This is a genomic window from Shewanella inventionis (assembly GCF_014641855.1).
GTDB classification, from domain to species: Bacteria; Pseudomonadota; Gammaproteobacteria; order Enterobacterales; family Shewanellaceae; genus Shewanella; species Shewanella inventionis.
Genome location: NZ_BMII01000041.1, coordinates 1 through 17,977, shown reverse-complemented (window position 1 = coordinate 17,977; position 17,977 = coordinate 1). Strand labels below are relative to the sequence as shown.

At 38.3% G+C, this 17,977-nt stretch carries 9 protein-coding genes; 8 read left to right on the top strand and 1 reads right to left on the bottom strand.

Annotated features, from left to right (window positions below; translation table 11 throughout):
* The first annotated feature begins 5 nt into the window (after positions 1–5).
* The 8 genes from IEW93_RS19035 (at position 6) to IEW93_RS19000 (ending at position 17,413) form a co-directional block, all read left to right on the top strand.
* Positions 6–6,317 carry a DEAD/DEAH box helicase family protein gene (locus IEW93_RS19035; protein WP_188740823.1) on the top strand — a complete coding sequence of 2,104 codons (6,312 nt, stop codon included), beginning with the start codon at positions 6–8 and terminating at the stop codon, positions 6,315–6,317.
* Between the two features lie 126 nt (positions 6,318–6,443).
* Entirely contained in the window at positions 6,444–8,021 is a 1,578-nt protein-coding gene (locus IEW93_RS19030; RefSeq protein WP_188740822.1) for a type I restriction-modification system subunit M, read from the top strand.
* A complete protein-coding gene (locus IEW93_RS19025; RefSeq protein WP_188740821.1) occupies positions 8,018–9,121 on the top strand; it encodes a restriction endonuclease subunit S in 1,104 nt (367 codons plus the stop codon). The genes IEW93_RS19030 and IEW93_RS19025 overlap by 4 nt, the downstream gene beginning before the upstream one ends.
* 136 nt (positions 9,122–9,257) lie before the next feature.
* Positions 9,258–9,677: a hypothetical protein gene (locus IEW93_RS19020; protein ID WP_188740820.1), complete on the top strand. Its 420-nt coding sequence runs from the start codon at positions 9,258–9,260 to the stop codon at positions 9,675–9,677.
* A 49-nt stretch (positions 9,678–9,726) separates the two neighbouring features.
* Positions 9,727–13,632, top strand: a complete 3,906-nt coding sequence (locus tag IEW93_RS19015) for a DNA polymerase (RefSeq protein WP_188740819.1) — start codon at positions 9,727–9,729, stop codon at positions 13,630–13,632.
* 284 nt (positions 13,633–13,916) lie between these two features.
* Positions 13,917–15,794: an AAA family ATPase gene (locus tag IEW93_RS19010; protein ID WP_188740818.1), complete on the top strand. Its 1,878-nt coding sequence runs from the start codon at positions 13,917–13,919 to the stop codon at positions 15,792–15,794.
* Positions 15,794–16,672: a hypothetical protein gene (locus IEW93_RS19005; protein ID WP_188740817.1), complete on the top strand. Its 879-nt coding sequence runs from the start codon at positions 15,794–15,796 to the stop codon at positions 16,670–16,672. Before IEW93_RS19010 ends, IEW93_RS19005 begins: the two co-directional genes overlap by 1 nt.
* A gap of 39 nt (positions 16,673–16,711) precedes the next feature.
* Positions 16,712–17,413: a GIY-YIG nuclease family protein gene (locus tag IEW93_RS19000; RefSeq protein ID WP_188740816.1), complete on the top strand. Its 702-nt coding sequence runs from the start codon at positions 16,712–16,714 to the stop codon at positions 17,411–17,413.
* A 377-nt stretch (positions 17,414–17,790) separates the two neighbouring features.
* Here IEW93_RS19000 and IEW93_RS18995 read toward each other — a convergent pair.
* Positions 17,791–17,977 (bottom strand): IS3 family transposase (locus IEW93_RS18995; protein ID WP_188740815.1); only part of this gene is annotated, 187 nt, incomplete at its 5' end.

Here is a 17,977-nt window from a genome sequence, read left to right as displayed (position 1 = left end):
GTACTATGGAATATTTTTCACAGCTAACAAAGCAAGCAGCAGAGCGTGCACAAGAAGCGTCATTGAGTGTATTTGGTATTAGTAACCCATCCTTAAGATCACACCTAAAAAATTTATTAAATCAACCGAGTGGCAAAGGCGAGTCTTTATTATCTTCACCTTTATTTGAACATACTTTTGGTTGGGAGCCTGCAAAAGTCAGTATATCTGAATTGAAAGGCACACTACTTTCTAAAGAAGTCATCACAGCACTCGATCATACAAATAATGGGCGCTATCGATTCAATGCAGAGTATTCGCCATTTACTCATCAATTGAAAAGTTGGCAAATGTTGTTAAATGATAAACCACAATCTGTTGTTGTAACCAGTGGAACTGGTTCAGGTAAAACAGAATGTTTTATGGTACCAGTGATAGAAGATCTTCATCGGGAGATAAAGCAAACCAATGAACCCCTTGTGGGCGTCCGAGCGCTATTTTTATATCCTCTCAATGCATTAATTAACTCTCAAAAAGAGCGTTTGGATGCTTGGACCAAGCACTTTGGCAACAACATGCGTTTTTGTTTGTACAACGGTAATACAGAAAATTTGAAGGCTAAAGTTTCTTCAGCTCAAAATTTAGTACCCAATCAGGTTTTGTCACGTGAATTAATGCGAGAAAAACCGGCACCCATTTTAGTCACAAACGGCACCATGCTTGAATACATGATGGTGCGTCAAGTTGATGCGCCAATTATTGAAGCCTCAAAAAAACAAAAATCACTAAGATGGATCGTGCTTGATGAAGCCCATACTTATGTCGGTTCGCAAGCCGCAGAGTTGGCTTTGCAATTACGACGTGTACTAATAGCCTTTGGTGTCGAAGCAAAAGATGTTCGATTCGTGGCAACATCGGCTACGATCGCTGGTAAAGATACTGCTAATCAGCTTAAAAAATATTTAGCTGAACTCGCAGGAGTAAGCCAAGAACACGTTACTGTTATTGGTGGGCAAAGGGTCATTCCACTGTTGCCAAAGCTTGAAGAAAAACAGTCAAATTTAAAGGACTTAATTTCTATCCCTGCTGATGAAGCAGTAAAGAAAGACGATTTTAATTTAGACGTTTCGCAAGTCAGATTTAATGCACTAGCCAGCTCAAAAGTTGCTAAAGCGATTCGAACTGTGTTTGTGAATTCATCAATCCCTCAAACATTAGAAGATATAAATCAAAAAGTGTCTTCTTTAATTGGGGAAAAACCTTTTGATGAACAAACCCTATTGCTTTGGATAGATTTACTGACGGCAACCAAACCAGCCCCCAATAAAGAAGCATTTCTAAAAGTCCGAGCGCATTACTTTCAACGCATGTTTAATGGGTTATTTGCCTGTACTGACCCACAATGTACGAAAAAACTCACTTCGGAGTTAAAAAATAATTGGCCGTATGGTTATGTGTATTCTAAGCACAGAACTAATTGTGATTGTGAAAGCAAAGCACCAGTATTAGAAATTGCATTTTGTAATGAATGCAATGAACCACATTTATTAGGTACAGATAAAAATGGCAAGCTTACTCAATGGCAACAAGATGCAGGTGATGAATTTTCATTATCAATAGAAAACAATGACGATGAAGTAGAAAATAAAACACAAACAGAAGCAAAACCGGTTACGACAAGTATTTCAAAAATTGTTTTATCGAGTAAACAAGACCCACTAGATAACCAAGAAAATAGATTTTTTAGCCCAATAAAAATAGATCTTAAAACCGGCGAGTTGGCTAGCTTGAGTAATGAAAGTACTTCTTATTTTTGTAATAGTTCCTTACAGGCAGTTTGTTCAAACTGTAGTTATAAGGGCTATAACGGAAATACACCTTATAGAAGAAGCATTCTTGGGGCACCGTTTTATGTTGCCAATGTCGTTCCTACGATTTTAGAATATTGTCCTGACCATGAAAAACAAAATAAATCTGATCCAGGACCACTTGAACTACCTGGTCGTGGTCGAAAGTTAATCACTTTCACTGATAGTCGGCAAGGAACTGCTAGGATGGCAGTAAAAATGCAGCAAGAAGCTGAACAAGCTCGCTTGAGGGGCGCGGTATATCAGGAATTAAGAGACAAACAAATGTCTCAACCAACTAACCCCGCAATAAAAGGCTTGACAGAGCAGCTTCGTGAAGCAGAAATGAAACAAGATATAACATTAGTTAATATTTTTAAAAATGCACTTAAAGCAATGCAACAGAATGAATCAACAGATTTTAAAAGTGTTGTTTTATCTTGGTCAGATATGGTCACTGCACTAGCTAAAAAAGAAGATTTTCAGAGAGCTATGTTAGCGGCTAATAAATATGCAAATCCAGAGTTGTTTAATGATACTGCTGGACCTTTCAAATTGGCTGAAACCTTTTTACTTAGGGAGTTTATCCGCCGTCCTAAAAGGTATTATAACCTTGAGACTCAAGGAATAGTTAAAGTCAGTTATTTGGGTTTGGATGAAATCGAGTTAATGCCGGATTTATGGAAGGAACATGGCTTAAACAGACAAGATTGGCAAGACTTTGTCAAAATTACATTAGATTTTCATGTTAGGAATAACAGCTTCTTCCAACTAGAAGATGAGATTAGATACTGGATTGGTTTTAAATTTAGCCCTAAAAAGCTAATAAAGCCGGATTCAACAGAACAAACTAGTATCAGAGTTCAAAAGTGGCCTCAATTGACTAAGAGTAACCCTAATCGACTATTTAAATTATTAATTGTTGCCACTAAGTTAGATGAATCATCATCACTAACTCAAGATATCTTTAATGGTTGGCTAAAGGCCGCTTGGCTTGCTGTTACAAGTAAAAAAAATCCAATATTGAAGTCAGAAAATAGTCAGTATTATCTCGATAGATCAATGCTTACATTTTCTTTTCAAGAAGATTTTTGGGCTTGCCCAATAACTAACAAACTACTCGATACAACATTTAAAGGTATAACGCCATACTTACCAAGTAATTATAAAGAAATAAATTCTCTATGTGAGAAAGTTAAAATGCCACCAATCTGGGATTTTGATTCAAGTGCAGAAGATGAAATTCAAGGTATTCAAACAATTCGTAGGCGAATAGCGGATAGCAAAGAGGTTAAATCGCTTCGCAATCAAAATCTTTGGACAGATATTAATGATAGGACAATAGAAGGTGGATTTTACTATCGCACAGCAGAGCATTCGGCACAGCAATCATCTGAGCGTTTAAAGAATTACGAAAAGTTATTCGAACAAGGCAAAGTGAATGTACTAAATTGTTCAACGACAATGGAAATGGGTGTTGATATCGCCGGTATTTCAGCCGTTGTCATGAACAACGTGCCACCGCACCCTGCTAACTATTTGCAGCGAGCAGGGCGAGCAGGGCGAAGCAAAGAGTCCCGAGCTTTAGCTTTTACTTTGTGTAAATCTAACCCACACGATACTCAAGTATTTAACAATCCTGCGTGGCCATTCACTACATTAATTTCAGCTCCGCTGGTATCACTTAATTCGGCACGTTTAACTCAGCGACATGTGAATGCGTACCTGTTAGGTAAGTTTTTAACTCAAGAAGTCGGTCACACAGAAAAAGAGAAAACATCACTTAATTTGAGTTGGTTTTATGAAAGCGATGAGGTCAGTATCTGTGACCGTTTTAAAGCGAATATCTCTGGGCAAATTGATCTGTTTGAAAACGACATCAAAAGGTTAATTAAAGGGACAGTACTTGAAGGACGGTCCATAATCTCACTAATCGATTCTACAATAGATAGCATTGAAAAATTACAAAAGGCTTGGCTAAATGAGTTACACAGTGTCGAAAAAGAACTAAGCACTACTCAAAAAGATGGCCCATATGCGTTCAGATTAGGAATGGAATTACAACGCCATCGTCGTGAATATTTATTACGTGAACTTGCGGCAAAAGCATTTTTACCCGGATACGGGTTCCCAACAGATATTGTTAATTTAGACAATTACAACATCGAAGACTTTTTACGTGACCAGCAAGGGCGCAGTAAAAATAAAATAGAACGAGAGGACAATATTTCTCGTTTACGCGGTTTACCTTCGCGCAATCTTGCAATTGCCATCCGTGAATATGCCCCAGGTGCTGAAATGGTCATTGATGGGAGAGTATTTCGTTCAGCAGGTGTGTCGCTCAACTGGCAAAATATTGCTGTAGCCGATGCTAAAGACGCCCAAAAATTCGACTTGGCATGGCGCTGTGTTCATTGCGGCCAGACTGGCTACACGTCTGAAATACAAACATCTGACAGTAATTTATGCTGTACTAATAGCCATTGCGGTCAACTTATTAAAAATGAAGACAAACTTAGAGTCTTGCAACCAACAGGCTTTGTAACTGATTTTTATGTATCTCCCACTAACAATATAACGACACAACAATACATACCTGTTCAACCGGCTTGGGTCAGTGTAAACAGTTCTACACATCCTTTGCCTAACCCTAAAATAGGTTTTATGCGTTACGGTGCAGATGGCAGTGTATTTAATTATAGTGCAGGAGCACACGGTAAAGGATATGCCATGTGTTTAAGTTGCGGCAGAGCGGAGTCGCTTAATGCACAGGGAGAATTCCCGAGCAATTTAAGCCCTGATACCCCTCATACACCTATTCGTGGATCTAAAAAAGATAAAGCAGATGGTCGTCACCATGACTGTGAAGGCTCAGCACATATCCATAAAGATATTTATTTAGGCAGCCAAACAAAAACTGATGTACTAGAAATTATATTATGCCACCCCAATACACACGAACACCTAATAGATACGGGTCCTAATACAGAAAACCGTACCATTGCGTTAACCATCGCTGTAGCTACACGTAATGCATTAGCTTCAACTTTAGGTATATTAAATAGCGAGATGGGATACGCAATAAGGCCAACACTTGTTAACGGAGAGAATATTCTTGCCATTCAAATGTACGATACAATTAGTGGTGGTGCAGGTTTTGCGTCTAGCGGCTCAAACATGATAAGTGAGGTATTATCCAAAGCGTATGATAACTTAAGTTGTAATGATAATTGTGACAGTATTTGTGCATGTTGTTTACTCGATGCAGATACTCGACATGACGTTAATAACTTAAACCGGTTATTGGCAAAAAATTGGTTAACAGAAGAATTTAAATTTAGCTTGCAAATACCACAATCAATGCAGCTACTTTCACAATCCCAGCACGCCAGCCAAAGTGCATTTGAAGAGGTTCAACTAGCGCTAAACAAACAAGCTCGTTCAATTACCTTATTTTTATCAAATGAACCAAATGAATGGGATTTAGCTGCAAATACTTTTAGAAGAAAACTAAAGCAATACGATAATCTCGAAAATGAGTTGCAAATTAGCCTAGTGATCCCGTCAAGTGTAAAACTTGATTCACTAGAACAAACTCTTATTGATGACTTGCTGTTACTGCATGCTAAAGAGATAAATCTTTATCATGGTGACCCTAATGTATCTTCAGTAGGTGGTGATCACGGCGTCATAATAGCACAGATTGAAAACAACACAGGGGTATTTACCCTAGCCAGTAATTGTTTATCACTCGTAAATCCTGATCAAAATTGGTTACAACACCGCGATGATTCATATCTCATCAAGTCCTACCAACATGATAAAGTGTCAATAAATGCTATCGACATCAGTATTTGGCAACCAACACCCAATATCACCCAAATTGCGGTAGAGCTAACCAAAGAATGTAATGGTTTGTTAACTGATTTTGGCCTACATTTTTGGCAAGCATTATCAGATCAAAATGACACACTAAAACAAGCGCTGAATTCACAGAACATAGAGTCAATTCAATACAGTGACCGTTACCTACAAAATCCATGGTCAATGCTTATGTTAGGTGAACTACTTAAACCATTTGCTACAGTGACCCCAAGAGTAGACATATTCTCTTTATACAATAGAAAAGATAAAACAGGTTCCCAAGTCGGCCATGATTGGGATGATAAGCAAGAAATGATAGACATGTACGATAAATGGTTTGAATTGGGGCTAAAAATGCCGGTCAATTTAAATATCGAAACCTATAGAGGCAATATACAGCATCGCAGAGAGCTAATTCTAACCTTTACTTCAGGGTTAAGTTTCTCAATTCGCTTCGATCAAGGTTTAGGTTATTGGAAACATGATCTCAATTATCACAACTCAAAATTTGAATTTTTTGATGTCCAGGACCAATTGATCCAATTAACTAAAATCTATGACACTGTATGTGTCAAAAACAGTTTTGATTGGTCAACCGATATTTATGTTAATCAGATAACGCAATAAGGCTAAACTGATTAATTTACTAGCACACACCACTACTTAGCGATAAAACACTTATCGCCAAGGGTAAAACTGATTAGCATAGGCTCTATAGCCATGTAAGCAGCACATCAACAATAAGAGTACACCATGATCACAGGTCAACTAAAAAGCAAAATTGATAAGCTATGGGAAGAGTTTTGGACCGGCGGCATTACCAATCCGTTAACGGTTATCGAGCAAATTACCTTTTTAACGTACGCCCGTATGCTAGATATGAATGAGCAAGCCGATGAAAAACGTAGCGCCCGTACCAATAAGCCTTTTAGCCGTCGTTTTAACGACAGTCAGCAACACTTACGTTGGCAAAATATGCGTCACCTTGGGGCAGAAGAGTTATTTAAATTGGTACGCAATGAGCTGTTTCCGTTTTTCGCATCTAGCTCTTCGGCTGATAATGAAGGCTCACTGTTTAGTGAATTTATGAAAGACGCCCAGTTAATGATCCAGAAGCAAAGCTTGCTGGTTAAAGCGGTCGAAATGGTTAATGACTTACCGCTAGACAACTCCGACACCAAAGGCGATTTATACGAGTACTTGCTAAGTAAACTCACCACAGCAGGAATTAATGGCCAGTTTAGAACACCACGCCATATTATTCGTGCCATGGTAGAAATGATGGACCCAGATCTTAATAGCCGGATTTGTGATCCATCAACCGGTACCGGTGGCTTTTTATCGATTTCTTACGAATACTTATTAGAAAAATATAGCTCAAAACAAGGCATCGAGAGTGAGCCATTGTTTGATACTGACGGCAAGCCGCTAGTCGATATCTATGGTAAACAGCTACAAAACGTATTGTACTCTGGTGACTTAATTGATGCTGATGCCCGTAAACACATCGACACCGACATGTTCCACGGCTTTGACTTTGATGCCACCATGTTACGTGTAGCGGCAATGAATTTGGTCATGCACGGCATTAAACAACCTGATATCCATTATCAAGATACCTTAAGCCAACGCTTTAGCGAAAACTTCCCTAATGAGTCAAAAGAGGGCATGGACATTATCCTTGCCAACCCGCCGTTCAAAGGCAGTTTAGACGAAGAAGACGTATGCCCAGAGTTACTGCGTAAAGTAAAAACTAAAAAGACTGAACTGCTGTTTGTTGCCTTAATCGAGCGCATGTTAAAAATTGGCGGTCGATCTGCCACCATCGTGCCCGACGGGGTATTATTTGGCTCTTCCAATGCCCACCAACAATTGCGTAAATTACTGGTAGATAACAACCAGCTAGAAGCCGTTATCTCACTTCCTAGCGGCGTATTTAAGCCTTACGCTGGCGTGTCTACCGCAATTCTAATTTTTACCAAAGGTGGCAGCACCGACCACGTATGGTTTTATGATGTCCAAGCCGATGGTTACTCGCTAGACGATAAACGAACCCCAATTAAAGACAACGACTTACCCAACCTAGTGAGTGAGTTTAAAGCCCGTGATAAAGCCATTGCTCAAACCGCTGAAAATGACAAAACTCAAAAGGCATTTTGGGTCAGTAAAGACGATATCGTCACCAACAAATATGACTTGTCCATTAACCGCTACAAAGAAGTGGTGCACACCGCCGAAGTCTATGACGACCCAAAAGTCATCTTAACCAAGCTTAAAGCCCTAGAAAACGACATTCTTGAAGACTTGAATGAACTGGAGGTAATGTTATGAGTTGGCCGATAGTAAAACTCGGGGAACTATGCAGTGTCGTAAGAGGTAGTAGCCCGCGACCTAAAGGGGATCCGAGATACTATGGTGGTGATATTCCAAGACTAATGGTTAGTGATGTAACTAGGGATGGCAAATACGTTACACCGAGAATAGACACTTTAACTATTGCTGGTGCTGAAAAAAGTCGTCCGATGAAGAAGGGGGATTTTGTTATTGCTGTAAGTGGTCAACCGGGACAAGCGCTAATTTTAGCAATTGATGCATGTATCCACGATGGATTTGCTGGTTTGCGAGATTTGGATGAATTAAAAATCTGCAAAAATTATTTATTTCATTTCATGAATTCAGTTAAAGTTAATTTTTCTGCTCAGGCCGCTGGCGCAATCTTCAAGAACTTAACTACGGAGCAAATTAGGGAACTTGAAATCCCTCTGCCACCACTAGCCGAGCAAAAACGCATTGCCGCAATTTTAGATAAAGCCGATGCAATCCGCCGCAAACGCAAGCAAGCCATCCTACTCGCCGACGACTTCCTTCGCAGCGTCTTCATCGACATGTTCGGCGACCCAGTTACCAACCCAAAGGGCTGGGAGGTTAAACAGTTAGGGAATGTTATTAGACTATCAAGTGGAAACGGTTTAACCGCGAAAAAGATGGACCCTAATGGTGTCTTTCCTGTTTATGGTGGTAATGGGATAAACGGAAAACATTCAGATTTTATGTTTGAAAAGCCTCAATTAACGATTGGGCGTGTGGGTGTATATTGTGGGGCTATTCATATAACGCAGCCTAAATCGTGGGTAACAGATAATGCCTTGTACGTAAAGGAATATCTCCAAGATGTAAATATTCATTATCTAGCCCAGCTTTTAGAATTTGCAAATCTGAATCAATATGCGGGGAAGGCAGCACAACCTTTAGTTTCAGGAAGTAGAATTCATCCGCTAGAGATGATATTTCCGCCTTTGTCAGAACAAATTAAATTTTCAGACATAAAAGCTATTTTTGTTAAATCATTCTGTAACTATTGCGAAAGTGAAAGCACGATAAACAATCTATTTAATTCACTAAGCCAAAAAGCTTTTGCAGGTGAGTTATGAGCCCAAAAGCCTTTATTCGCACCATCCTTTGAGCTCACCCTTCGGACCAGCCAAAGGCCGTTCAACTGAGTTCCCTACTCAGTTGTGCTGGTGAGCTATAGCTTTTATCTAAAACAAAAATAACAAGGACGTTGTTATGTCAGAAGAAATTGAACAACAAGAAACAAAACTTAAACGCATCACCATTAAAACTGAAACCGGCAGTAAATGGTTTGATGAGCCTGAAAAGTTACTCGCTTGGGTTCAACAACAACGTCAGCTTTATGCGTTTCACAGCCAAGTAAGCCAGCGTTATCAAATGCATCAGCTTTTCAGCACCTTCGATCAAACCTGGAGCAACCTGCAACAGCAAATCACTAATGGCTTAAAGCGATTCAAGCACGCCCCAGAGATTTACAAACAGCAAGCTGAACAGTTTAGCCAAGATAAAGCTAACCAAGTCAGCCATAAACTGTGCTGCAAATTCGCCGATCGAAACCGAACAAGGCTGCAATTATTTGTTGCTGGTGAGCTAACAACGCAACAAGCGGCCTGTCTTGCTCAGGAAACACTATAGAAGAGCTGTATTGTACTTTGCGACCTTGTAATTACTAGATGGAAAAAGCATGATGAAAAAATTTCTCTCAAAAATTAGCAAGCCTGGCTATTCAGTTGCTCACTCTCCAGATTTTTTTACAACAAAAAGTGGCTCCGGTGTTAACTTTAGGATTAAGTCATTGGGAGGTCGTTATTCTCACGCCAACATTTATTATCACAGCCCTAAAACATCTTCAATCGCACAGGGTGAATATATTATTTGCTTTCGTCCCTCTAATTTCGTCGCCGGTAGGTTAGATGCCTTTGCAATAATTGAGACTGAAGAGTTCAAAAAGAAATTAGCTGCTGAGTTTTTTAATCCTGAGTTTAAAGAATCATTTGCATACTTGGCGTCAGAATCTCAAGCGGTTAAGGACATATTGCTGTCTGAGCTCTATAGCACACTGCTTGATGCCTTTGATGGCAATGAACTCACTCCACAGCTAATGCTTAAGTTAGTTGAGCATTCTAGTTCTTTGTGCTTAGGGGATATTGATACAGCGACTAAAATCCTTTCTAACCAATTTGCAGATATTAGTGATGTGCCTGAAGAGTTTGATTTAGGTGAATTTGAGAAGCGAATGTCAAATCACTCTAAAGAAAGCCTAGCATCTCAGCACTATCAAACATTTGAAGACCCTATAAACAGTGCGGTTCAGTATCTTCACGTTAGTTTTTTGAAGAATGAAATGCGAGCTTTACTGGGCAAGGAGCTAACTTCACAACCAAGTAAACTCCAAAATCTAGCTTTACCTGATGTCATATTGATCGTTTCAGCTGAGAGCTTTACTCCAGAAAAAAAGTTGTTCGAACCTGTACTAGCGCAATTTTATATTGGCGACAGAGAAGAAATCTACGCTCATCTAAATCAGAACCTTGTTCCAGACTTTGTTGCAAATATTTCAATATCAACGTTGTTAGATTATTTAGTATCGACAGAGGGAGATAAGAGTGGGCTTGATCGAGAGTCTGTTATTTTAAAATTGTTAAACCGTATTGGTGAGCAAGATAAAACTGTTATCGTCGATCCTTCACAATTTAAGGCGGTTTTCAAACAAGATTTAGTAGAGCAACAGTTTAAACGGGCAGTGCTATCAAAAGCATTATTATCTTGTAATCTTATTAGTTTTGCATTTGAACATGGAGTTCATGAGGATTTCGCAAAAGAAGTGGTGGTAAGTTGGCTTTGCGACTTTAGGAACTCTAGCACATCAGTATTTTTAGCAGCACTATCAGAAGCTAGCCTAAAAGAATGCATCACACAGCCAGTACTTGACGTCATAGGCTCTGATTATGACCTGTTTTTAAGTCATTTTGCGCACCTTGATACGAGTATTATTGTTGAGAACTTTAACCTCGATGACCTCCTTTTGTATGCCAATCACGCAACAGAAGCACAATATGTATACTATCTAAGTTCTGAGAATAGAACTCTCTCATTGGATCAAGCGCGTCATTTAAAACAACTAACACAGACTAAAGCGTTTTATGAAGCGAAGTTGCTGGTGAGTTTGTACGAGTTAAAGCTAGAAAAAAGGCAAGTAAGGTCCAGTCAAATAGTTTCTTTGCTGGGTAGTTTTCAGACAGAATTGTTTGAGCAACACGCTAAATCTAGAACCAAGATTGACCTCAAAGTGCTCCCGCCCTGTGCAAAAGCAATAAAGCATCCCTTTAGACAGAAAGCAATGAGTGTATGTGAAGGAAAAGTTATTCCCAACAAGACTAATCAGGAAGGCGAGGATAATTATTACGTTCTATGCAGAAGGGTAAAATGCACAGACTCTGAGATCTGCACACTTAAAAGTCAGGGGTACAATAGTGTAGAGCCACATGTGGAGTATCCTTTCTACAAATTACTAATAAAATTTTTCGGTATCAGCCCAAAAATTCTTCATTCAGACGACCAGTTTGTACGTATTCTATCGGCTGTTAATCGCTGGAACGTCATACTTGATCAGCTTATTTGTAGATGCTGTGAGTCTCCCTTAGCGATTTCTGAGCACTCACGGGATTCGATGGGTAAAATGGCAGTTGGCACGACGTATTGGCATTGTGCCGATGAAACTTGTCAGCAATATGCCGAATCCATAAAAATATCTTACTGTATCGATTGCCGTAAGGTTATTGATAGCAGAGTCGATTCACGTTCATGTACACCTTATAACATACGTTCTTATGAGAAGTTTTATATTTGTTCCACATGTGCTTCATGCTGTTCTCGTCATAGTGGTAACGCAGGTATTTGTCACAATTGCGGTATTGAAAATGCATACTCAGGTGTAACTGGCGATAAAAGAACACGTGCCACTTGTCGCGCTTGTGAAGCAGTTGTAAGTATATCGCCATTCGGTTTCAAAGCGATTCAGAAACATAAAACTAATGGGGGAGTTTTCAAAGAAATAAAATCAATTTCTACAGGTAAGTGTCACCTAATTGCAGCAGTACCTTATGAGGAAACGGGCTCTTCTACAGTGTTTATAAAAACGTTGCAGTGGGAAACACCTATATTATATGTGTTTGACTTGTTTGAATGTTTACGAGCAGGTCATATTGAGCCTAAAATGCTAGCCAAGTATGACCAAGTGTATGATTTAAAAATCATCGAAAAAATGGCGGAGCTTGGCATTCAGCATCCTAAATATGAAAATGAGGTTTCTACTACGGCGTTTACTAAACTATTTGAGCGGTGTGTTTCTGGGGAATATGACGACACTCTTCAAGCAAGTATCATTGATCTAATTCAACGTTATTTCAATAATTTGTCCGATAACTCGCTTTGGGCGCACTACGACAAAGTCGAGTATCCTTTCATTTTAGCACTCCACAACCTTTTAGCTGGTGGGTTTTCTATCGACAAAGCATATATAGAACATGAAATTAAAAAACTAGAGGTTGACCGAAACAAGTCTATGCAGCAGTTGCTCTCACTTAATATCTATCATCCAGATAAAACCGGTTTAATAAGTTATCTTTTCGATAACTTTAGTTACGTAGATGCTCGAGGTCTGCTTAAGTTATTTGAACGAAAGGGCGCTAAATCTTTACGTGATAAGGATACTGCTTTTGAGTATTTCCATCAGATCAATAAGGTCGAGAGGGCTGCAAATGTATCGGTTAAGTTGCTAGGTCAACCAAATCGGATTGTACCTGTTTATGATTCAATGGGTACAGTAACAGGCCGATGTACTTCAAAATCGCCAAACCTAATGACTTTACCACGTGAAAGCCGACATATCATTAGACCTGAAACTGGGATGCAAATTGTAGAATGTGACTATAAACAAATGGAAATCGGAGTTCTGGCAGGATTAAGTAAGGACGAACAACTCATTTTTGACTTTAACACGGGGGATGTTTATCAGTGTTTTGCAAACGCAATTGATATCGAAAGAGAACAAGCAAAAACGTTAGTGCTTGGCATCCTTTATGGAATGTCAAGTTCGACTATTGGTGCACTACTTGATCTGTCGGAAACAAGTGCTCAAAGTCTGGTTGATAGGTTCTTAGAACGTTATAAATGCGTACAAGACTATCAAAACGAAACCGCCAAAGAGGCAAGTGACAGAGGCTATATTACATCGGTTTCTGGTTTGCGTAGATTCATTAATAACAAGGTTAACAAAACTGATGCTATGAGAAGTTGGGAAGCCAACTGGTTTAAAAACTTCCCTGTACAGTCATCAGCAGCAACCATCTTTAAGCAAGCGATTATAGAGCTTGCTAAAAACCTTGCAGGTAAACAATTCAAACTCATTGTGCCTCACTATGATGCGATAGTGTTCCAAGCTCCTATAGGTCAACTTGATTACTATAGTAATCAAGTTAAAGCCGCCATGTTTAGAGCAATGAAGAAGCAATTTCCTGACTTAAATCCACAAATAGATGTAAAGTTTGACCAAGAACAAGGCTGGGGAGCAAAGGAAAGAAGCAGTTAATTTTTAAAGTGATTTTCGCAAACTTGCGAAAACCACTTTTAGTTATGTGTAGACAAAGTCAATAATAATTTTTATTGACATTTGTTCGCTTTACTTTTTTCATTTTTATAATGTTATAAAAATGTTAAGATTTTTTATCTTATTATTGAACAATACAACAAACAGTTATAACTTATATTTTACACTGAAATAAAGCTTATTCAAAAAGTTCAGGCTGGTGGCAACGCGATAAACAGTCGCTGTTTGAATCATTAATAAATGCAAATATTAAGCAAGGCGATTAAATGAATATAACTAAACTTACACTTACTAACTTCCGCTCATTCAAAGAAAGCCAAACAATTGAGTTTGCTCCCGTCACCTTACTTTTTGGGCCAAATAGTGTCGGGAAAAGTACTGTGCTAATGGCGCTGTTTTATTTACAGCAAATACTTGCTAAAGGGCAGTGCGATCCAGCAAGAATAGACGCATTAGGTGGCAAATTCGTCGGTGGATTTAAAAATTTGGTTTATGGAAAAAACATCAAAAATAACATAAAAATCAAAGTTGAATACGACAAAGGAAATGCTATTGGTTCTACTTATGCCTATTTGTCAGATCTTATTGGTCAGCAAGTGAATTTGTCTTTAAATAGCCCTTCAAGTGATGCTAAAAAAATTGCACTTGAGTTTGAGATATCTTGGTCGATGAGCAATAAGACAGCCTTTATTTCGAATTATAAAATTTGGTTTGATGATATCGAAATTGCTGAAGTGAACAGTGATGCAGGCTTAAAGCAACCTATGATTACAGCGTTGAATTACCTTCATCCTTTATTATTACCAGAAGGGCATGATGACTGGTTAATTGATTGCTTTGATAGTCAAGTTGAAATCCACAATAATTTATTTGATAAAATTTTAGCTCTGAAGGGCATCTATCATCCAGAACATGTTGAAATTGTCGATGGTGAGCATAGCCTATTTCAAAATGATGAAGAAACTCCTGTTTTTTCTGATACTTGTTATGTTAGTGAGTTTCATGAATGTTTGAACATAGATAGAATTCCTCACCAAGAGTTGAATAACTCTCTTTTCATGACTTTTATAGACAATTCAACTTTATTACACGCACCAATAGGTATAAAAGGAAAGGCTGGTGCATTACCTTTGCTAGGTAAGGTATTAACCTCATCTCTGTCGTTGGAGGATGAGCAGTTGAGTTCCGTTATTAGCGAAATCCTAAGCGATGTAATTGTCGCACCTTTGGACAATTTACTTGTTTATTTAAATAATAGTTTATGCATAGGGCCATTGAGACACATACCTGACGCTAACTACTTACAAAACCCATATCCATCGCAAGCTGATTGGTATGATGGGAAAGCCTGTTGGGATGAATTATTTAAAATTGACTTATTACGGGACACTGCGGTCAACGATTGGCTTATAAACAAAGACAAGTTGAATCTAGGGTATAAGATTACTTATAAAGTTGAGGATATTCAGGCTAGGTTCGTTTCACCATCTGTTGATTTTAAAAATATTGAAGATGTTATAGCAATGAAAGATGCCGTTGGGGAACAATTATCGTGTTCTATTTCAAGTGAAAATTTGGATGTAAATCCAGATACTAAAAAAACTGCTATTAATAACGATGTTTTAGATGAGTTACGTCAACGAAGCGATTTCCACTCAAATTTATACATAGGGCAGTATCTTGATAAAGTTGTTAAAAGCTCTTTGTGGGATTGCCATAATAATATAGAAATTAATGCATCTGATATAGGTGTTGGAGTCTCTCAATTATTACCTTTGGTGGTGGCTTCACAGCTAACGATGAAGGGATTAATTGCTTGTGAACAGCCGGAGTTACATCTTCATCCTAGAGTACAGATTGTGATAGGTGACTTGTTAACTCAATCAAATAGTAAATCTAGTTTTTTGATAGAAACCCACAGTGAACATATGATTTTGAGGTTGTTAAATAGGGTTAGACAAACATCTGCAGGTGAACTACCAGAAGGTATTGCTGACGTTAACCATGAAGATATTAGTGTTGTATTTTTATCAAATTCACAAAATGGTGTGTTAGCTAAAAGAATTGATGTTACCGCTGACGGAGATTTTACAGAAGATTGGCCTGGTGGTTTCTTTGATGAACGAGATGAGGAGCTATTCTAATGTATCATGAAGTCGCTCTAGATCCTCGTTGTATGGCTGAATATCATTACTATGGTCTGTTGAAAGAAAGATTCGGTTTTGAAACTGGACGTTATGTTGTTGCCCCCGTTAAAGAATGGGCTAAGCAAGCTTTTCAGGCGGCTAAACACTCTGACACCCTCAAACCAGTAAAGAGAAAGTCAATCACCAATTTTTTAAATAACCTCCAACGAAGTAAGGATCAACCGTATTTTATATTGCCACTAGATCGAATCTCAATATTTGCAGATGATTGGAGTGACTGGTGCACTCGTCAAACAGCTATATTACCTTTCAACTCGATTGTATCGGAGCAATTCGCTGGAGCAATCAAATACGATGACCTTATAGACGGACATGATAGTTGGTTAATGCCACCATCGAGACTAGTTAATAAAGAAGCAAAAGACATCTCAGCATCTTTATCTACCTTAATCAGGTTTGGAGGAAATGTTTTTATTGTAGATCAATATTTTAGACTCGCAAACAACCCTGTTTTAAAGTCAATATTCAAGTTAATTCAAGAATTCCATTCTATAAGTAGCATGACTTTAGTGACAAGTATCAATACTGCTGATCCTCAGAAAGTATTTCAGCAAGAATTTATTGATGTGTACGATCACATTCCGACCTTTTCACTTATTGTCGCACCAGAACGTTATTTTCACGATCGTTATGTGATAACGGATAAAGGCGCAATTAAATCAGGTCATGGTTTTTCTGAAGGAGTAGAACAGGGTGTTCAGGCAGATAAACTTAGTTTGAGTCTGTGCAGTGTTGAAGAGGCTTCAATCACAAAGAAATGGATTCAAAAGGCTATCACCGAACAAAAAGCTAAACGGATTGTTCTGTTTGAGTAGTAAAGCCTATAAAAACATTACGAGTGAGGGGGGACAAATATGAGTAACTTTTGGCGTTTATCTACAAATGAAGTTGAAATAAATAACATTTTAGTCGGTAAAGTACTTTCTGTACCAGAAGATATGCTTGTCAAACTACGTAAAGAGCATTGTATTATTTTAGCAGACTGGCTCGATAATGACTTATTAGGCCATACCCTTGCTTTTTGTATTGTAAAATCAATTGATTTCAACACTTACAAGGTTGAAGTTGAGACTCTACCATTCGATGTATCCTTGCGTCCGAGTCCATCAGGAAGAAGATTTTGGCAAGATAGGCCTTTTTTTAAATTTGCACCAGAAGTGGTCAAGCGTTACATGTTAAATGACTTATTTGCAGAATGCTTTTCTGAGCTAGGTCAAACAGAATTTGGAAAAGTTGTAGGATCAACTCCCAGTACTAGAACACATTCTAGTAGTAACCCTATAAAAGGTTTTGTTTACGTTATTGAGTCTCAATATGGTTATAAGATTGGTAAAACAGTCAATATAAAAAATCGTACCCAGCTATTTTCAGTAAAACTGCCCTTTTCAATTATGCTTATTCATTATGCAGAGTTTGAAGATTACTCTTTGGCTGAAAGACAAATGCATTTAAATTTTGCAGATAAGAGGCTGGAGGGAGAGTGGTTCGATCTAGATATGTCTGATATAGAGTATATAAAGACACTTGGAGTTGCTCAACCATTATTCGGATTATGAAAGTAAGAAATGGTACTCACGAGTGGACTCGATTCCTTTGGTGTGAATTTAAGCAATGTAAATTAACAGCGAAAAAAGTTCTAAAGTACTATCTTCGTTAGCATTATTTTTGTTTAAAAAATCTGCTGAGTACTAACCATTTATGGCATGTAAAAGTCTTACCATATAAAAAACGGCTGTTGGTTTAAAACCTTAACTAAAATTGGATTATTCGAGGTGAAAAAGGATTGAAGGCAGATTGTGAATTATGTTCTGCATCCTGGCAAATTCGGTTTAATGGAAGCTTATGGCTTTTCGCGATAAATAGTGATGTGAAACTGGAAAAAACAGGCCACTGTGACCTGGTCAACTGAATTCGGACAACCTAGTTAAGTTCCTTAAGCTACATCCTTCAAATGCTTATCCATACGTTCAAACTCATTGGGACTTTGATAATAGAGGTAAGAATGCATTCGTTGGCTGTTGTACCACATTGTGATGTAATTCAAGACATCTTGTTGAGCTGCATAGCGCGTTCGATAATTGCGCCAATGAACTCGTTCTTGCTTCAAGCTACCGAAAAAG

What these genes read in the sequence shown, in the direction of transcription:
- IEW93_RS19035 (WP_188740823.1), top strand. Translation starts at nt 6, where the DNA reads ATGGAATATTTTTCACAGCTAACAAAGCAAGCAGCAGAGCGTGCACAA.
- IEW93_RS19030 (WP_188740822.1), top strand. Translation starts at nt 6,444, where the DNA reads ATGATCACAGGTCAACTAAAAAGCAAAATTGATAAGCTATGGGAAGAG.
- IEW93_RS19025 (WP_188740821.1), top strand. Translation starts at nt 8,018, where the DNA reads ATGAGTTGGCCGATAGTAAAACTCGGGGAACTATGCAGTGTCGTAAGA.
- IEW93_RS19020 (WP_188740820.1), top strand. Translation starts at nt 9,258, where the DNA reads ATGTCAGAAGAAATTGAACAACAAGAAACAAAACTTAAACGCATCACC.
- IEW93_RS19015 (WP_188740819.1), top strand. Translation starts at nt 9,727, where the DNA reads ATGATGAAAAAATTTCTCTCAAAAATTAGCAAGCCTGGCTATTCAGTT.
- IEW93_RS19010 (WP_188740818.1), top strand. Translation starts at nt 13,917, where the DNA reads ATGAATATAACTAAACTTACACTTACTAACTTCCGCTCATTCAAAGAA.
- IEW93_RS19005 (WP_188740817.1), top strand. Translation starts at nt 15,794, where the DNA reads ATGTATCATGAAGTCGCTCTAGATCCTCGTTGTATGGCTGAATATCAT.
- IEW93_RS19000 (WP_188740816.1), top strand. Translation starts at nt 16,712, where the DNA reads ATGAGTAACTTTTGGCGTTTATCTACAAATGAAGTTGAAATAAATAAC.